Here is a 17,767-nt window from a genome sequence, read left to right as displayed (position 1 = left end):
CACGGACGAGGTCGGAGCCAGCTCCTACCTCCCTGTCACGTCAGATGCTGGACGCCCTGCTGCAGGTGAAGCCCTTCAGACACCGGGCGATACCCATCCAGATCATTGGTCGGACGCAATGATCGGAGGAGTCAACGGAACGCCAACAGAAGATCGCCCCAGTCAACGGCAGTGACGCTATATCGGGATGGCCCGCACTTTCCCGTTCACCTTAGGTCAACCCTGTTCGCCGTGAACCGAGGCTCTGCGGAGCAGGGTCCAACCCCCGGGATAGATCAGGCGTTCCCTTTACACGGGGGTGGCCGGGATGGTTACACTCGAACATGAAGTTATTCACGTTCGGAGGGCTCTCGGTGTCCGGCGTGCCCTACCGGCGTGAGAAACCGCTGCTGCTCCTGACGTACCTCACGCTACAGGGACCGCAGGCCCGTCGTCACCTCGCCGACCTCTTCTGGCCGGACGCGGCCAATCCCATGAATTCCCTTGCGCAGCACCTGATCCGCCTGCGCCCACTGACCGGCGCCGTCGTGGAGACTGATCAGCAGGTCAGGGCGGACATCCCCTGCGACGCTCTGGAGTTCCGCGGGCACCTGCGTGCCGGCCGACTCGAGGAGGCGACCTCGCTGGTGACTGGGGCCTTCCTGCACGGCCTGCACCTCGACCTGCCGACCGAACTCGAGGAGTGGATTCTCGACACGCGTGACACCCTCGGGGCGGAACTGCGCGCCGCGCACCTGTCCCTCTCCGAACTCGCGCACGCCCGCGGGGAAACCAGCGAGGCCCTCGCCCAGGCCGACCGCGCTTACCACGCGCCCGGCGCGGCGCCCTGCCCTCCGGATGATCTGCTGCGCCTGTGGGCCATTGCCGGGCACACCGACCAGCCGCTCACCCTGGCCCTGCGGCGCGACGCGGCGGAACTGCAACTGCTCCTGGCGCCGCCCTCACCGCCCATCCCGACCGTGCGGCTGATCGGTCGGGACGCCGAACTCACAGCATTGGGCGCCCTGCGCGCCGGACAGACCGGCTGGGTGAGTGGCGGCGCCGGTCTCGGGAAGACGGCGCTGCTGCGCGCCCTCGCGACACGCGGCTGGCGGTACCTTCCCGCCCGTCCGGACACGCCGCTCGCCACCCTTGCGCCCCTGAGTTCCCGCCCTCTCCAGAACCTCTCGGACGCCGTGGAGCTTCTGCGTGACCCGCGCCTCAGATGCACGGTCGACGACTGGGACGCCCTGGACGACACCACCCGGCGCGCCCTGACCCTGACGACCCGGCACGCCGGCGGGGCCGCCCTCATCATCGCCTCGCAGAGCCTGCCGGCGTTCCCGCCCACACTTCACCTCCCACTGTCCGCGCTGAGTGAAGACGCTCTCGCGGAACATCCCGGCGCGTACACCGCCACCGGCGGTCACCCGGCGCTCCTCACAGCCTTCCTGCAGGGATCACCGACGGACCGTGGCCTCGACACCCACCTCGCGCAGCTGGGGCCCGACCTGCGCCGGTTATTCCTGACGCTGGCTGTGCAGGACGTGCCCGACCTGGGCGCCACTCGCGCCGCCATCGGGAACGACGCCGCTACCCTGGCCCACGCTCTCGACCGCCTCACCCACGAGGGCCTCACCCGCCCGGACGGCACCGTGCGCCCCATCGAACCGGCCCGCGCTCTCCTGACTGCAGAAGCCCACGAGGCGGCCCTCATCCACCTGCGCCTCGCCCGGCACCTGGACCCGGAGCGGGCCTGGCCGCACTGGCTGGCCGCGCGGCACCTCTGGGAACCGGCCGACGCGCCCGACTGCGCCGCCGCCGCCCATCAGCACGCTACCGGGCAACGCGCGCGTGGCGAGACCCTGGCGGCGGTCACCACCCTCGAACAGGCGCCCCCGGCCCCCGACGTGCTGCTCCTGCGCGGCTGGCTCCTGCTGGACCTGGGGCGCGCCCCGGAAAGCCTGAGAATCACGGGTGCGCTGCCACTGAGTGACGACGTCCGCGCCCTGCGGGCGAGTGCCCACCTGTACTGCGGGCAGCCGCGAGAGGCGCAGGCGCTCGCCACGCCCGTCGCCCCCGCCCTGAGCGCCGCGTACGCGCACGCCCAGTCCACCCTCGGGCACGCCGCCGACCGACTTGGTGACCTGGACGCCGCCGCCACCCATTACCGCGCGGCCGCGAACATCTGGCACATGCTGGGCGACGCCATGAGGTTCACCGAAGCGCAGGTGCACCTCACCACCCTGGACTGCCTCAGCCGCGGCGCGCCCCTCGAGCGCTTCACCGACCTGCACCGCGCCGCCGGTACTCCCGCCCTGCAGGGCACGGTTCTGCTCAACAGCGCCCACGTCCACCACCGCGCCGGCCTGCTCGACGAGGCACTCACTCTCGGTAAGGAAGCCGAAAGCTGCTACCGGATCACGGGTGATCAGGTGGGCCTCGCCAACGCCCTGAACACCCAGGCGGTCATCCATCACCTTCAAGACCGACCCGAGCGCGCCCGTCCCCATTACCGCGAAGCGCTGGATCTCGCCCGGCAGGCAGGGCACGTCAACCTGATCTCCCTGATCGCCTCGAACCTCGCCGAGATTGAAGGCCGCTTCGAGGACGCCCTCCAGATCATCACCTTCCTGCGGCAGGTCGGGCATCACGTCCAGGCTGAGCATCTCACGGAACAGATGCAGAACGTTCCAGACGGCCTGCATCCGCCCTGAACTGGTCACCGCCCGGTCACGCCCAGCCCACCAGACTCCCCGCGGAGGTCTACCATGAACCAAGCCCTGACCGCCGTCCTGATCGCCCTTCTGCTCAGCGTCGCCCGCGCCGCCATTCCCGTAGAGGAGATCTACCCAAGCCAGGTCGCGCCTGGGGGACTGATCGAAATCACCATTCCCCCACAACGGGATGTGATCTGCCGCCGGTCGGGTACGCCCTTGAGTGTCTGGATTGGCAGCCGACCCTACGCCCCCGCGTGCGAACCACTCGGTGCAGACTGGGTCCTGACCTTCCGGCTGCCCAAGCCACAACCTGAGACATCGCCCCCTGTCCGCGATCTCCGGCTGCCTCAGGAGGGACTGCAGGGCGTGGTGGTGCTGCCTGCAGGCGAACGCCTGACCGCCTCCACCGCTGCCACGGTGCGGAATCTGGCCATTCTGCCGCCCGGCGCTGGCGTGCTCGTCATCCAGAAGAACGGCAAGCGTGGCCTGTTCCCCTCCAACCGGCCTTTTAATCTATCGATCCTGTTCGCTCCGGGTTTCAGGGGAAGTAATCACAGCGCCGCCGTGAGTGATCAACTCAGACGGCTCGAAGAGAGCGTCCGTGACATTGACCTCAAGACGGTGTACCAGCCGTCAGTCGGAAAATTGTTCCCTGACGGTTCCCTGTGTGGGGATACCGTGGTGCAAGGTGGACAGCTGCCGGACGAAGTCAAAGCCGATCTGGGCATGCTGATCGAGCAGGCCGAACGGAAGTACGGCGGCAGCATCGTCGTCGCACCAGACACGGCCAAGCAGCCCCCCGGCGGCCAGGAGGGCCAGATGCTCCGGCGTACCGAGGGAGGCAACGAGTTGGCCTGGCAGGCCATCGGCTTAGCCCCCCTCGTGATCTCACAGCGCATTCGGCCCGTCACCGTCCACACCATCGACACGTTCGACGGCACAACGGACAACTACACGCACCAGACTCAACTGAACGGCTTGCCGTACACCATGCGGGGCCATGGCAGGGCCATCGACCAGCTCATCCGCACCGTCGCGCCAGTCACCTCCCGCTTCGAGTACACACCTGCCTGCGACGCAAAGGGGACCTGCCGCGTCGTTCAGATTATCGAAGGGCTGTGCCAGGCCGTTGCCGCGGTAAGGTCTCAAGCCCCCGTGATCGTCAACTTGAGTTTCGCCACACCCTACGACCACCCCATCCTGAGGCAGGCGGTGCAGGAGGCGCTGCAAGCAGGCGTCGCCGTGGTGACCGCTTACGGCAACAGCGACCGGTGTGCCCTGCGCGCCAGCAGCCTGCTCGATTACTGCAACGCCTACCCAGCCGACTGGACCACGACGATGGAAGAGAAGAAGTACCCAGGACGCCTGTACGCCGTTGGCGCATCCGAACAGGGCAACGCGACCCCGCAGAATTTTCAACGTGGTGAAGCCAGGTGGAGCAGGGAGAACGGTCAGGCCACGATCACGCAACACCGCATGAGCGTCGCCACGCAGCCCACAGTGCTCGCCCCGGCCTTCTTCTGGCTGACACCACCCGGCATGCAAGCTCAGGAATCTCCATCGCCGGGTGCCTACTGGGGCACCTCGTTTGCCGCGCCGCTGGTCACGGGCGCTCTTGTGCGCTGGGTACAGAGCGGACATCAAGGCTGGCCGACCCCGTCGCAACTTCAGTGCAGGGACGCGCGTCTCGATCTACGGCGCATCACCGACGCCTGCCCCTGATACCCAAGACCGCACATTCCTCACTTGAGACGGTGGCATCAGAACAGACTCTGACGCCACCGTGTAATCGGTCGCTACAGAACAGGCTACGTTCCCGGTCACGGTGCGGTCACGTGCCCCCTGCGAAGGTGCCCTCAGGCCGCGCGGACACCGCGGTCCAGGGGGAACAGATGACTGGGATCACGCCCACCGGAGGGGTCAGCCATGCTTGATGTGGCGATCACCCAGGAACTCGCCGACCTTCGCCCGCCCGCCTCACCCTTCCGGCTCAGCCGGCCGGAACGCGAGCGGCTCGTGCAGCGGTCCTTTCACGCGCTGTACCGCTGGTACACGGACCGGTCCCAGCGCACCCGGAACTGGAATCCGGACACGTCCTTCGACTGGCGCGCGTACCGCCGCACGCATAGCCCCACTGTCCTGCAGGTCCTGGAAGGGTTCTACGCTGTCGAGCAGTACGCGCCGGACTACACGTATGAACTCATCCGTCTGGTCCGGCAGGGATATGGCCGGTCGCAGTTCGTGCTGCGCTGGGGCAGCGAGGAGGAGAAGCACGCCGACCTGTGGCGCAACACGCTCCTGCACTCCGGGCAGCGGACGCCCGAGTGGATCGAGGCGTACACGGAGGAGTTGCGGGCGCGGGCGTGGCTGCTGAACTGGGACGAACCGATCCGGAACATCCTGTACACCGTCATTCAGGAACGCGCCACGCAACTGAACTACCTCAACCTCGCCGCGCTCGCCCGCGGGGAAGGCAAAGCGGGATTCGAGGCGGACCACGACCTGGAACTGGCGCGGATGGCCCAGACCATCGCCGTAGACGAAGCGGCTCACTTCGCGTTCTTTCTCGCCGGCGCGCAGCTGTTCCTCTATTACTTTCCCGAGGAGACCTGTGAAGCGCTGCTGGACGTCCTGAAACTCTTCCAGATGCCGGCGGCGGATCTCGTGCCGAACTATGAGGCGTTCACGGCGGCGCTGCACGACGCGGACCTGTTCGGTCGGCGTAAGTACGCCCGGGACGTGGTGCGGGTCGCTATTGACGCACTGGGCGTGGAGAGCCTCGCGGCGCTCGAGGCGGGCGTGCATGAGCGGCGCAACGTCCCCCAGGAGGACGGCACGCTGCGGTCCACGCAGGCCAACTTCGGTGTGCGCTTCGATGTGATCGAGTCGTCCCTGGACGGCATCTTCCGGCGGATCGGGGCATTCGAGCACCGCGTTGGCCTCGCAGATGTCGCCCCAACGCGGTTCGAGCGGGTGGTGTGGTGATCGGCACCTGTGACGGGTTCACGCTCAGCGTCGCGCGAACGCCCGCAGAACTGGACCTGGCGGCCGGCATCCGGTACCGGGCGTACCGCGCGACCGGCGCCCTGCCGGAATGCGCCTCCGCACGGTTCCTGGACGCGTTCGACCAGGCGCCCGATGCCCGCACGGTCCTCGTCTGGCACGGTGATCGCCCGGTCGCGGCCACCCGTACCCTGGTCTCCAGGGACACTGCTCGAACGGACCTGACGGCCGCCCTCGCGTTCGGGGACGTCATCCGTGAGGTGATCCCCCCGCAGGCCGTGGTGATCGAAGCGAACCGGTTCGTCGTGGACCCGGAGGTTGCGGGTATGAACCGGCGGGCCATCTGGCCGATGATCCGCGCAAACCTGATGCGCTGCGCCTTCGAGGAGGGCGACTACTTCGTGGCGGCGCTGCGCCCCGCGCACCTCGCGTTCTACGCCCGGGTGCTACGTCTCTCGGTCGCCTCGGAAGAGCGCGTGTATCCCGGCCTGCGCACTGGCATGCACCTGATGACGGCCGATCTGCACACGCAGGTGCCGCTCATCATGGCGGAATTCACTGCCCTGCAGGCCACGCACGCCGAGCAGTCTGCCCTGTTCGGGGAGGTGAGCTGTGTTCACCCTGACCACCCGCACGCGCGTCCAGGCCTCTGAGCGGGCTGTCGACTGGGACGCCTACGCACGCGAGTACGACCATCTGCTGCTGCAGAACCCGGCGTACCTGGACGTGCTGTCCCTCTTCGTGTCGGCCCTGCGGCGGTACCCGTCCCCACCCGGCGCGGCCGCCCTGGATATCGGTTCGGGCACCGGGAACCTCGCGGCTGTTCTCTCTCACGTCCGCCCTGACCTGCACTGGTTCCTGCTGGACCCTTCACCGGCGATGCAGCGCGCCGCCGCCCGGAAACTGACCGGCCGGACCGTGACGCCGCTCCACGCCGGGGCAGACGACGTCGATCTGACGGGCGTCCAGCCCCACCTCATCACGCTGATGCACAGCCTGTACACCCTCCCCGACCCGCAGGGCACGCTGCGCCGCTGCGCGCAGGCCCTCCCGCCGGGCGGCATGCTGATCCTCTGTGACATTGGCCGGCCCCTGAACGTCACCCGCTGGGCCGCGTACCTGGCCCACACGAGCGTGAAGCGCCAGGGCCTGCGGGCCACAGCCCGCCTGCTGCGCGCCACCGGGCAGGTCCGCGCGCAGAACCGCGCCATTCACGCCGCGCAGCGCGCCGGTTGCTACTGGCTACACAGTCCCGCCGAACTTCGCGGGGCCGTGCAGGCCGCGGGCCTGGACGTGCTCGAACAGCGACTCGCGTACCGCGGAAACAGTGATTTCCTGATTGCCACGCGATCGGTTGAGGCAGGTCGGCCGTGACCTGGGGCGCCTGCAACGTCCTGGCATTCATCGCCTGCTTCGGCACGTTCACCTGGGCAATGCAGGGTGGGCTGTTCCGGAAGACCAGCCACGCGTCACCGGGCCTGACCCTCATCCGTGTCCTGGGTGCCCTCAGCATGGCAGTGCATCTACTGACGCTTATTCTGGCCCGTCATTCGAACGATCTGCACGCCGCCGCAGGGTTCGTCGTGTACATGAGCGCCCTGACCCTGTTCGCGTGGGCCGCGCGGACCATCTGGCGGCGGCGGCTCACGCTGGCCTTCGCCGAGGACGAACCCGCCCACCTCGAGACGTGCGGGCCCTACCGGTGGATCCGGCATCCCTTCTATGCGGCCTACCTGCTGGGCTGGCTGGCCGGCGTCCTCGCAACCGGTCAACCAGCGCTGCTGGCGACCGTGCTGGCCATGGGAGCCCTGTACGTCCACGCCGCCCGGCAGGAAGAGGGCAAGTTCGCCCGCAGCGCCCTGAACGGCGCCTACACCTCATACCGGCAGCGTACCGGCATGTTCATCCCGAACCTCTGGCCACGCAAAGGAGCGCACCCATGAACGAACGGGCCCTGACCGACCTCGGCATTGACCCCGCTACTCTCAGCGCGCAGGACGTCATGGAGCGCCTCGACGCGCGGGTGGAACAACTCGTCCGCGACATGCAGGGCCGGCCGTTCTTCCAGGACGTCATGGGTGACCGCCTGCCCCCACCGGTCCTGCGGAATGTGCTTCGGGAAGTGTACCTGGACATCGCCCTGTACCAGGAGCACATCATCGAGGCGTCCATCGCCCTGATCGGCCAGTTGCCCAGGAGTCTCGACGTACGGCTGATCGAGGAACTCCTGCATCACCAGGCCGAGGAATTCGATCACGGGGAGATGGCGGTACGCGACTATGTCGGCCTGGGCGGCGACGAGGCGCTCGCGCGCGGACGGCGGATGACACCGGCCGCGTTCGGGATCGCCGCGCTGCGCCGCATGATGGTGCACACCCGCGACTGGCCAGCGTGGCTCGGGAGCCTGTACGTCGTGGAGTGCAGTACCCCCATCCTGACCGGGTTCGTGAAGGATCATTTCCGGACGCAGGGTGTCCCTGGGAGGGGACTGGAGTTCATCGACCACCATGCCACGGCTGACCTGGAGCATGCGGCGCTGCTCCGGAACGTCCTTCTTGAGATCGCCCAGGCCGTACCGGACGCACGCGAGGGCATGCTGTACGGCCCGGAGTACTACCTGCAGCTGTACCCCGGCGTGTCCTGGGAGGCCGCCTACCGGCGGGCGCTGCGGGCCACGCCAGAGGTGGGCGCGCGTGAACTGGCGTGAACTGCCCCTGCTCGGCCAGGGCCTCCTGGCCGAGGGGGACGACTGGCAGGTGCATCTGGTGCGGCCGGGCGAGCCGCTGTTCACCGCCATCCTCCATGGGCGGCAGGCGGTCAGCGGCGGCCCGGTCACGGACGACATCGACCGGCACTCCACCCACTACGCCCTCACGCAGGGGGGGACGCTGCAGGTCTGGTTCCGGGTGACCCGCGCCCATCAGGGCCCCCTCGACTGCGAGGACGCCTACCCCCCGGACCTCATCCGGGCGTTCCGGCCGGTGCTGGCTTCCACCAGCCGCCTGGGCCGCCAGCCCGGACCGGGCCGCAATCATCTCGTCACCCTCGCCATGCGGTGCGGATGGGCGCACCAGTTGAGCCAGGGCGCGGAGGTTGACCTGATCAACGCCCGCGCGACGCTTGCGCCGCTCTACACGCGTCTGCAGTATCCGCCTCTACCGGGCTGGTCGTTCACGCATCCACGCACTGGCGCCCTTCACGACGTGCGCGCGCTGGCTCCGGCCTGCGATGTCCGCGGCAGCTGGGGCGACGTGTTCGCGGACGTTCCTGTCACGCAGGCTGCGCCGCACCGTGCGCGCCTCGCGGCGGCCGGTCGACTGGTCGGTGCGTGGTGAGTGCGAGCATCCTTCTGCTGTACAGTTCCGCGCGCGGTCAGACGCGGCGGGTCTGCCACACGCTCACCGCCTCTCACCCTGACATCGAACTCGTGGAACTGACCCCCGACCCTCCCGCCTGGCCCGGCCGGTACGAGGCGGTGCTGTTCGCTTCCCCGACGTACGGGCAGGGCGGTCTGCATCACGTCTGGACGACCCACCTCCCTCAGCTCGTTGAGGCATTCACGCCGTCACCTCCGCGTCTGGGTGGCCTGCTGGTCCTGGGTGACCAGCGGTATCACGCCCGCACGTTCGCCGGGGCGGTGACGGCCTTCAAGCCGTACCTGCAAGGCACGGCGCTGGCTCCGCTGCTGGACCGGATCTGCGTGCTCGACCCACGGCAGGACAGGGCGTGGGAACAGCGCTGCGCATCCTGGGTCGAAGCCATCATTCAGGACTCCAGAGGAGCAACGTATGACCACGATCGATTCGACCGTTCAGCTCGCAGATGAGGTGCTGGCCCTGTTCGAGGCGCAGCGGGACTGGGACGCCGCCAACCGGTTGTGGCCAGCCCTGTGGTCCTGGCGTCTCACCGATCCGCTGGGCTGGCCTGACCGCGTCACGGAACTGCGCGCACATCCCCTGCTCGCGCACCTGCACGCCTGCCCATTCACGCACCGCGCCTTTCACAAACCCCGCGGGTACGCCGGGGACGCCGTGATGCTCGACCACATGTACGGCCTGACCCTGGCCTTCCCCCACCCGGCCTCGCCCGGGGGACGGTTGTACGCCTACACCACCAACAGTCCCGCCGCTCAGGCCGTCCGGGCGAGGCGCTCACGTCTGGCAGCCCTGATCGACCGGGCCGCGGCGCGGCGGCCGGACGCCCGCATCGTCGCCCTGGCCGCCGGACACGGACGGGAACTGGGGCAGTCCGAAGCGGTCCGCCGCGGCCAGCCGATCACGTTTGTGGCCGTGGATCAGGATCCGGAGAGCCTGGGTGAACTGGGCCGCAGCTACCCGGACGTGCGGGTCGAACCCGTCACCGGCAACATCCAGGACGTGATCACCGGTGACCTCACCTTCGACGCGGACGTCGTGTACGCCGCCGGGCTGTTCGACTACCTGCCGGACTCGGCGGCGCGGCGGCTCACGACCCGCATGGCGCAGATGCTCCGCCCGGGCGGGGAGATGCTGGTCGCGAACTTCGTGCCGGACTGCCCGGACATCGGTTTCATGGAGGCCTGCATGGACTGGCGGCTGATCACCCGCACCGAGGAGCAGGTGCGGGCCCTGTTCGTGGACGTTCCGGAACCGGACCGGGTCGTCACGGATCAGGACGGCTACGGCACCGTCACCTACGGCCTGTGGAGCCGGCCCACCTGATCGCTATGACTTCCCCAGCCTTCTCTCCCGGATGTGGGCAGTGTCGAGTAGAGCACCCGACCTGATCAGTCTCAGGCCCGAACGGTCAGCCTGAGACCCTGAATCTCATCGTTCAGCCCAGCAGTGGCCGGGGTTGCAGCCGGGGATCCGGGGGCAACCACAGCGGCGCGCGGTCCTCGATCACCAGCCGACTCCCCCCGCCCCCCGTCAGGTCCAGTCGGCCGAACTCCGGCCCGTGCCGCGTGCGCCACTGTCCCTCCTCGAACGTCACGCGGATCAACCCGCTGTCCAGCAGGCGGTGCACGGTCGGCGTGAGCGCCACCCCGTTATGCACGTGATCCGCGCCACCCGACGCCACGCTCCGCAGGTGCGCGGCGTCCAGCAGTCCCCCACTCAGGTCCACCGGGGCCTGCCAGCCCGTCACCGCGCACCGCCAGCGGTACGCGGCCAGCACCTGCGCCCGGAACGACCGGTCCCGCACCGCCCGCTCCACCAGCACCCGGCGGCGCTCCGCGTCCTCCCCGTCCAACGCGGTCCACGCGGCACTCGGGGTCAGGCCCAGCAGCCCGGCCGCCGCGAAGATCCGCGCGGCGTCCGCCTCCGTGACCGGCCGAACCGAGAGACCGTTCTGCCGGACGCCGCGTTCCCGGAGGGGGAACGCGCCCAGCCACGCCTCCATCACCACGCCGCCCTCCTCCTGCTTCACGGGGCGGGGCAGCGGCACGACGGGACTGTCGTACGTGAGGACCCACAGGCCCTGGCCCGCCGGTTCCGGCGGGCGCGTGACGACCGTCCACCCGATGTACGCCTGCAGGCCCCGGCCGCTCCCGGCGCGGCGGGACTCGTACAGGATCACCACGGTCGGCTCCCCGGCCATCAGGGGCGCCAGGGCGGCGTTGTAGCGGGCGGGGTAGGTGTAGTGGCGTTCGCTGTCGTCGTACGTCTGCTGACCGGCCTGGGAGACCAGGATCACGTAGTGCATGGGGGGTTGCTCCTCGTCGGCCAGGTTACCCGGGGAGCAGTGCACGGGTGACCGCACCTGCCGGCATTGGGCCTCCACGCACCAAGGGCCCCCTCCTGGAGCGCTAGGATGCGCGGGATGCCGCCCACCCTGCGCCTCGACCGGGGCACACTCGTCATGACGGACGCGCCCGCGTCCGTCCGTGATCACTTCACCTGGGATGACCGCAGCCAGTCCTGGCGGGCCCCCGGGCACGCCTACCGCGATGTGGTCGAAGCCCTGCGCGCCGCCGGGATCCCCTTCAAGGACAGCGCCGCGGCGTTCGAGCCGCTGGTGCTGGGCTTCGCGCGGGAGGTCACGCCGTACGCGCATCAGACGCGCGCCCTGAACGCCTGGAAACGCGCCGGTCGCCGCGGCGTGGTCGTCCTCCCCACCGGCGCCGGGAAGACCCTGGTCGCGCAGCTGGCGCTGCGGGACACGCCCCGCAGCGCCCTGATCTGCGTCCCCACCCTGGACCTGCTGCACCAGTGGTACGCGGGCCTGCTCGCGGCGTTCCCGGACACCCCGGTCGGGCTGCTGGGGGGCGGCAGTCACGACGAGGCGCCGCTGCTGGTGAGTACCTACGATTCCGCCGCGATTCACGCGGAGTCCCTGGCAGGGCGGTACGCCCTGCAGATCTTCGACGAGGCGCACCACCTGCCCAGTGACTTCACGCGGGTGATCGCGGAGATGGGCCTCGCCCCGTACCGCCTGGGGTTGACGGCCACGCCGAAACGCAGTGACGGGCGGGAGCGGGATCTCGACCGGCTGGTCGGGCCGGTGGTGTACGAGGTCGCCCCGGGCGACCTCGCGGGGGACACGCTCGCCGCGTACCGCGAGGTCGTGATCCGCGTGCGGCTCAGTCCGAACGAACAACAGAAGTACGCGGAGTTGATCGCGCTGCGCAACGACTTCCTGCGGCTGAACGGCATCCGGCTGGTGTCCCTGGACGGCTGGAAGAAGTTCATCCTGGCGAGCGGCACGCCGCACGGCCGGCGGGCCATGCTGGCCCACCGGGAAGCGAAATCCATGGCGTACGGGACCGAGGGGAAACTGCGGGTACTCGAGGAGATCCTCGCGAACCACCCGCAGGACCGGACGCTGATCTTCACGGACGACAACGCGACCGTGTACCGCGTCAGCCGGGAGTTCCTGATCCCGGCGATCACGCACAAGACCCCCATCAAGGAGCGCCACGCCCTGCTGGAGAAGTTCCGCAGTGGCGAGTACCGGATTCTGGTGGCGAGCCGGGTGCTGAACGAGGGCGTGGACGTCCCCGAGGCGAGCGTGGCCGTGGTCCTGTCGGGCACCGCGACGGAACGGGAGCACATCCAGCGGCTCGGGCGGATCCTGCGCCGCGCGGAGGGGAAGGTGGCGGTGCTGTACGAGGTGATCACGGAAGGCACGAGCGAGGAGCGCGTCAGTCAGCAGCGCCGCGGGCAGTGGCAACCCGGCCAGGGGCGCGCCCCATCGAGTTTCGAGGATCTGAATGCTCCCGAATGACCTGCTGCTGTTCCGGGTGAAGGCGGGGCTCGTGGAGCCCCGCCGCCTGAAGCCCACCACCCTGAACCTCACGCTGGCCGAAACCCTGATCGGGACCTTCGAGGCGAACGTCGGGAAGCGCCGCTTCGAACTGGACGAGGATCTCCGCGTCCTGGAGGCCGGTCGGCAGGACTTCAAGGTGCTGCGTGGCCTGGCGCACCTGCTCTCCAACATGGGGACGTTCGAGGCGGGGAGCGGGCTGGACCCGGTCCTGGCGCGGGAGCGGGTGTTCACGCTGGCGCAGGAGGTGGTGCCGAGCCGGCGCCACGCGGCGGCGGTCCTGGAACAGGCGGCGCGGTCCCTCAGTACGGAGGGGGAGGTGTCCGGCGAGGCCCTGCAGGCCTCGCTGTACGCGGATCTGCCGGATCAGCAGACGCTGGTGGCGTTCGAGCCGCCCGCGCCGCTGGAACTCATTCACCGCTACGACCTCGCGCAGGCGCAGGGTCAGCTGTACCGGGCGACGGAACTGGTGATCACCGCACGCCGGAACGAACCGGCGCGCTACAAGCAACTCCTGAAGTACCTGAAGTTCTTCGGGCTGATGGCGACGGTGGAGGGGGACGCGTCGTACGGGTTCTCGCTGACACTGGACGGCCCGGCGAGCCTGTTCTCACCCACCACCCGGTATGGGCTGGGCATGGCGAAGTTGCTGCCGGCGCTGCTGCACGTGACGAAGTGGGACCTGAGCGCGACCCTGAAGCCCAGGAAGGATCTCGCGTGGGTGGATCCGGGGGATACGGAGTGGTCGTTCCAGGTGACGAGCGAGGACGGGTACGTGAGTCACTACGCGCCGCCCCCGGAGTACGACAGCGCGCTGGAGGGTGGCTTCTCGGAACGATTCGCGAAACTCGACACGCCCTGGACGCTCGAACGCGAGGTGGATCTGGTGCCGGTCCCAGGGGGCGTGATCCTCCCGGACTTCCGTCTCGTTAACGGCGACCGGAGTGTGCTGGTGGAGATCGTGGGCTACTGGCGCCCGGAGTACCTGCGTAAGAAGTTCGACCTGCTGCGGAAAGCGGGGCGGATGGACGTGATCGTGTGCGTCAGTGAGCGGCTGAACCTGGAGCGGGCGGGCGTGGACCCCAGCGATTTTGGGGAGCGGCTGGTGTGGTTCAAGGGCGTGCTGAACCCGAAGGACGTGCTGGCACTGGCCGAGAAGTACGCGGTCGCAGGCGCTTGAAGGAGAGGTGCGAGGCGCACCCGAATCAAACCTCCTGTCAAAGTCCCCCTGATTCTTGGACCTGTGCCCAAATTTCTCCGTACAGGCAACAACGGCGGACAGGTTGGAGGGTTCGAAAGCTCATTCACATGCGATGCCGTCACCATCACCGTCAAGGCCAGCACGGTATCCAGGCTGGCCGCGGAAGAGTGGAGCAGCACCTGCAGCTTTGGCTTCAGCGCAACGGCTGTAATACACATTGGAAGGGCTAGCACTCACAACCGGTCGAGGTGCTTGCGAAGTAATCACCTGTAGGAAGTTTTGTGAAACAAAACCATACAGACGACCATAGTCCACGCGGCACCATCCGCCTGTGCATGATTGGATGGTCACCATGCTGCCTCTAGGTAATTGCTTGATGACGCGAGAAGTAGTTGTCGCACTCTGTCTTAGATTCAGGTTGCTTGTCGTTACAGCGCGGGCGCCAAATGATGGTGCGGCAAGACTTGAGTAAGTGCTTGTTGAGCTGCCTATATAGCCCTGACCGCCTGACAGATTTTATGAGATGAAGTGAAAACTAACGTGCCAGCCGTTCTTGAGCGAGTCCAACGAGGACGGCTGGTCGCGTTTTCTGGGTTTCGGTGGCTCGGGGTCCGGGCCGCCCCGCAATCTCAGGGTTCTGAAGAACCTCTGACCTCGACTCAGCGCGTAGCTCATCGCTTTGTGCCCAATCTTCAGGTAGCTCAATCCGCGCTGCCAGTGGGGATCGACGCGTCGTCGATCCCCACGCTCCACCACGTCCAGCCCCTCGGACACCAGCAGCAACGTCGCCACCGAGATCACCATGACCAGCCGTTCCAGGCTTTTCACATCCCGCAGTTTGGACGCTTCCAGCTCGAACAGGCCGCTTTTCTCGTCCAGAAACCCTTCCTCGATCTGAAAACGCTCGCCGTACTCGCCAAAGGTTTCCACGCTGGTGGGCTCGTTGCTCACCACCTGCCATTGCTCTGGGTCGTCTGATGGACGACCCAGAACGACGTGCACCGGCCCAAATTGCCGTCCGGTCAGACGCACATGGTGAAAGCAGGCCGTTTCCCTCGGTTGGAGTTTCACATCGCCGATCTTGCAGAGGCGCTGCCCGTCTGGCGTGCTGAGGATCAGGGTGGATTTGATACGGATGCGGTAGGTCCATCCGCAGTGCTGGAGCCATGCCATCAGGTCGGTGTCGCAGAAACCCCGGTCCGCCAGCAGGCGGACCTGACGGATTCCCACGAAGTCCAGGAGACCTTTGGCTTCTGCGAGCACGGGGAGCAATTCGTCCGTATCGACCTGGGCACTGGAATGCTCGAGTACCCGGGACACCAGTGGAACAGCCCGCCCCCGGAAGAGGACGGATACCCGGATGAGGCAGAATTTCTCGAACAGGACGCTGGTATCCAGGGCGAGGACCAGGGTGTCCTGGCCCCACTCGCGGAGTGCGCGGGTGATGATCGGACCGTAGAGCAGGCTCGGGTGAAGGTGCTTATTGCCTAACCAGCGTCGAAAGCGGCGTTCGGTGCTCTGCGCGAACGCTGCGCGGGAGTGGACGTGAGGGAGCCAGAAGGAGGGTGTGCTGCGCCTGGAGAGCAGCATTCCCGTGACCATCCAGGCGAGGGTATGGACGTTGCGGACGTCGTTCCACAGGGCACCCTGGAGATGAGGGAGGATGGCTTGGTAGAGTCGTGAGGCGTCCCCGGTGGCATTTTCGGTCTTCACAAACAGAAAGTGTCCCCTACCGGGGACGCTTTCTCATAATTTCTGTCAGGCGGTCAGCTATATAGCCACTACTACCGCCGCTGTAACCGCCGCCACTCGGAGAGGACCGAGTATACCCCCGTACATACGTTCCATCTTTACGGAAGTACCCTCGTACGCTCACGCGTCCTGCGTCAGCGAGAGTAGCGCTGATGCAGCATAGGACGGATACAAGGAGAATGGCTTGCTTCAAAATTTTCACGCAGAGATCCTGTCATATCAAGCAACCCTGAAAGTGCAGATTTGCCGCCCAGACTGCGAAAAAACACACATTTCGGACCAGCCTGCACATACATGCAGTGATGCAGAGCCGGTTACACCAGCGATTCCCAGGTCCGCAAACCGGTCACTCGCAGGCGCGGCCGTCCCCGTCCCGGTCGAGCTTGGTGCTGTACCCGGGTTGACCGCGCAGCAGCGGTGACTTCCCGGCGGCGCGGACGGCCGCGCAGTTCGCGTAGGTCACGTTCGCTGGTGCGGCCGGGACCACCGGCGCGGGCGTGGGCGCCGGTTTGACCGGAACAGCGGCTGGCGTGGCCGTGCCCTTCTCCGTGGTGATGCGGTACGCACCGCCGGGTTGCACGGTCACCGTCACGGTGCCCTGGAGGTCCGTGCGGAACACGTTGGCCCCGACCTTGCGGTACAGGTTCAGGGCCGTACTCGTCGGATGCCCGTAGTTGTTCGGGCCCACGCTCACCACCACGTTCCGGGGCTGCACGGCCGCCAGCCACGCGGCGCTGTCTCCGTTCGCCGCGCCGTGATGAATGCTCTTGTACACGTCCACCGGCCCCAGCGTCCCGCCCGGAAGGGTCCGCAGCCACGCACGGGTCTGCTCCGTCTCACTGTCCCCGGTCAGCAGCGCACGGAACGACCCGTACTGCACGATCAGGCCGACGCTGTTGAGGTTCTGGTCACCGGCTGGCATGCCAGCCGGTGGGGGCAGCACCGTGAGCCGCACGCTGCCCAGGTTCAGGACCTGGTTCCGGGCGGGGAGACCCTGGGTGCCCGCGAGCTTCAGGATGTTGGTGAGTTTCGCCCAGGTCTGCGTGGTGGCCGCCACGCCGTTGTTCAGGAAAAAACGCGGCTTGAACAGTGCCGCGGCCGGGATCAGCCCGGTGATGTGGTCGGCGTCCCCGTGACTGGCGGCGATCAGGTCCAGGGAGGGCACGTCGTACTGGCGGATGAGTTCCCGCATCCGGCTTTCACTGCGGCCCCCGTCGTACAGGACACTCTTGCCCTCAGGACTGGTGATCAGCACCGCGTCGCCCTGCCCGACGTCCAGGAAGCGGATGGTGAGGACCCCGGCGGGCGCGCGCTGCGCGTGCGCCAGTCCCAGGCTGAGGGCCAGCAGGCACAGGGCGCGCTTCACAGCTCCACGTCGCCGGTGGGTGCCCCGGCGTTCAGGGCGTCCATGCCCGCCTGCGCGGCCGTGAGGCGGTCGCGGGTCTGGGCATGGTCGATCTCCGCTTCGAGGTCGCCGCCGTGGACGGTCAGGCGGATCACGTCGCCTTCCCTGACGCCGGGGGGCAGACTGGCCAGGGGCCAGTCCTCGGTGGTGCCGTCCGGGAGTTCCACGCGGGCGAGGTGGCCTTCGAGGCCGTCCACGGTGACGAACGACGGGTGCAGCATCAGGTCATCAGGGGCGTCTTCGGTGGGCATGCCGCACGCTACCGTACGGCGGGACACGGCGCACGCAGCGATGACCACGAGGAAAACATCGAGACCATGATCAAGGGCGCACCGGGTAGCCTGTGCGCAGGGCTACCGGCACCACGCCTGGTCACTGCTTGCCGCGCCCGAATGACGGCTTTCAGTCCTGCAGGATCAATCTGTTTCTCCCCCCCCTTATCCAGGATGGGCGAATTGCCTGACC

17 protein-coding genes are annotated in these 17,767 nt (G+C 67.8%); 12 read left to right on the top strand and 5 right to left on the bottom strand.

Going from position 1 to position 17,767, the window contains the following annotated elements:
- Positions 1–323: 323 nt before the first annotated feature.
- The 10 genes from IEY70_RS11820 to IEY70_RS11775 all read left to right on the top strand — a co-directional run bounded on the left by IEY70_RS11820 (position 324) and on the right by IEY70_RS11775 (position 10,402).
- Positions 324–2,696, top strand: coding sequence for a tetratricopeptide repeat protein (locus IEY70_RS11820; RefSeq protein ID WP_189065228.1), 2,373 nt, complete (start codon positions 324–326; stop codon positions 2,694–2,696).
- 54 nt (positions 2,697–2,750) lie between these two features.
- Positions 2,751–4,421: a S8/S53 family peptidase gene (locus IEY70_RS11815; RefSeq protein WP_189065227.1), complete on the top strand. Its 1,671-nt coding sequence runs from the start codon at positions 2,751–2,753 to the stop codon at positions 4,419–4,421.
- A 204-nt stretch (positions 4,422–4,625) separates the two neighbouring features.
- Entirely contained in the window at positions 4,626–5,684 is a 1,059-nt protein-coding gene (locus IEY70_RS11810) for an acyl-ACP desaturase (RefSeq protein WP_189065226.1), read from the top strand.
- Positions 5,678–6,355 carry an N-acyl amino acid synthase FeeM domain-containing protein gene (locus tag IEY70_RS11805; RefSeq protein WP_189065225.1) on the top strand — a complete coding sequence of 226 codons (678 nt, stop codon included), beginning with the start codon at positions 5,678–5,680 and terminating at the stop codon, positions 6,353–6,355. The genes IEY70_RS11810 and IEY70_RS11805 overlap by 7 nt, the downstream gene beginning before the upstream one ends.
- Positions 6,315–7,076: a class I SAM-dependent methyltransferase gene (locus tag IEY70_RS11800; RefSeq protein WP_189065224.1), complete on the top strand. Its 762-nt coding sequence runs from the start codon at positions 6,315–6,317 to the stop codon at positions 7,074–7,076. Before IEY70_RS11805 ends, IEY70_RS11800 begins: the two co-directional genes overlap by 41 nt.
- The gene (locus IEY70_RS11795) at positions 7,073–7,645 is read left to right on the top strand and encodes a methyltransferase family protein (RefSeq protein WP_189065223.1); all 573 of its coding nucleotides are present in this window, start codon (positions 7,073–7,075) and stop codon (positions 7,643–7,645) included. The genes IEY70_RS11800 and IEY70_RS11795 overlap by 4 nt, the downstream gene beginning before the upstream one ends.
- Positions 7,642–8,409, top strand: coding sequence for an iron-containing redox enzyme family protein (locus tag IEY70_RS11790; RefSeq protein ID WP_189065222.1), 768 nt, complete (start codon positions 7,642–7,644; stop codon positions 8,407–8,409). The genes IEY70_RS11795 and IEY70_RS11790 overlap by 4 nt, the downstream gene beginning before the upstream one ends.
- On the top strand, positions 8,396–9,037 hold the full coding sequence (locus IEY70_RS11785; RefSeq protein WP_189065221.1) for a hypothetical protein: 642 nt from the start codon (positions 8,396–8,398) through the stop codon (positions 9,035–9,037). Before IEY70_RS11790 ends, IEY70_RS11785 begins: the two co-directional genes overlap by 14 nt.
- Positions 9,034–9,528, top strand: a complete 495-nt coding sequence (locus tag IEY70_RS11780) for a flavodoxin family protein (protein ID WP_189065220.1) — start codon at positions 9,034–9,036, stop codon at positions 9,526–9,528. The genes IEY70_RS11785 and IEY70_RS11780 overlap by 4 nt, the downstream gene beginning before the upstream one ends.
- Positions 9,491–10,402: a class I SAM-dependent methyltransferase gene (locus tag IEY70_RS11775; protein ID WP_189065219.1), complete on the top strand. Its 912-nt coding sequence runs from the start codon at positions 9,491–9,493 to the stop codon at positions 10,400–10,402. Before IEY70_RS11780 ends, IEY70_RS11775 begins: the two co-directional genes overlap by 38 nt.
- A gap of 112 nt (positions 10,403–10,514) precedes the next feature.
- Here IEY70_RS11775 and IEY70_RS11770 read toward each other — a convergent pair whose 3' ends face one another.
- Positions 10,515–11,384, bottom strand: coding sequence for an HNH endonuclease (locus tag IEY70_RS11770; protein ID WP_189065218.1), 870 nt, complete (start codon positions 11,382–11,384; stop codon positions 10,515–10,517).
- Positions 11,385–11,501: 117 nt separating this feature from the next.
- Between IEY70_RS11770 and IEY70_RS11765 the strand changes: the two genes are divergently transcribed.
- Positions 11,502–12,905 (top strand): DEAD/DEAH box helicase, encoded by a 1,404-nt coding sequence (locus IEY70_RS11765; RefSeq protein WP_189065217.1) that lies wholly within the window; start codon positions 11,502–11,504, stop codon positions 12,903–12,905.
- Positions 12,892–14,124 (top strand): DUF790 family protein, encoded by a 1,233-nt coding sequence (locus IEY70_RS11760; RefSeq protein ID WP_189065216.1) that lies wholly within the window; start codon positions 12,892–12,894, stop codon positions 14,122–14,124. The genes IEY70_RS11765 and IEY70_RS11760 overlap by 14 nt, the downstream gene beginning before the upstream one ends.
- Before the next feature lie 120 nt (positions 14,125–14,244).
- Here IEY70_RS11760 and IEY70_RS11755 read toward each other — a convergent pair whose 3' ends face one another.
- From IEY70_RS11755 to IEY70_RS11740, 4 genes are all read right to left on the bottom strand, one after another.
- Positions 14,245–14,562, bottom strand: coding sequence for an excalibur calcium-binding domain-containing protein (locus IEY70_RS11755; RefSeq protein ID WP_373290781.1), 318 nt, complete (start codon positions 14,560–14,562; stop codon positions 14,245–14,247).
- A 99-nt stretch (positions 14,563–14,661) separates the two neighbouring features.
- Positions 14,662–15,858 (bottom strand): transposase, encoded by a 1,197-nt coding sequence (locus tag IEY70_RS11750; RefSeq protein WP_189065215.1) that lies wholly within the window; start codon positions 15,856–15,858, stop codon positions 14,662–14,664.
- A gap of 385 nt (positions 15,859–16,243) precedes the next feature.
- Positions 16,244–17,263 (bottom strand): excalibur calcium-binding domain-containing protein, encoded by a 1,020-nt coding sequence (locus IEY70_RS11745; protein ID WP_189065214.1) that lies wholly within the window; start codon positions 17,261–17,263, stop codon positions 16,244–16,246.
- On the bottom strand, positions 17,260–17,553 hold the full coding sequence (locus tag IEY70_RS11740) for a DUF3006 domain-containing protein (protein WP_189065213.1): 294 nt from the start codon (positions 17,551–17,553) through the stop codon (positions 17,260–17,262). The genes IEY70_RS11745 and IEY70_RS11740 overlap by 4 nt, the downstream gene beginning before the upstream one ends.
- Positions 17,554–17,767 lie beyond the last annotated feature (214 nt).

The organism is Deinococcus seoulensis, from assembly GCF_014648115.1.
In the GTDB taxonomy this organism is placed as follows: domain Bacteria; phylum Deinococcota; class Deinococci; order Deinococcales; family Deinococcaceae; genus Deinococcus; species Deinococcus seoulensis.
This window is presented reverse-complemented; position numbering and strand designations above follow the sequence as displayed.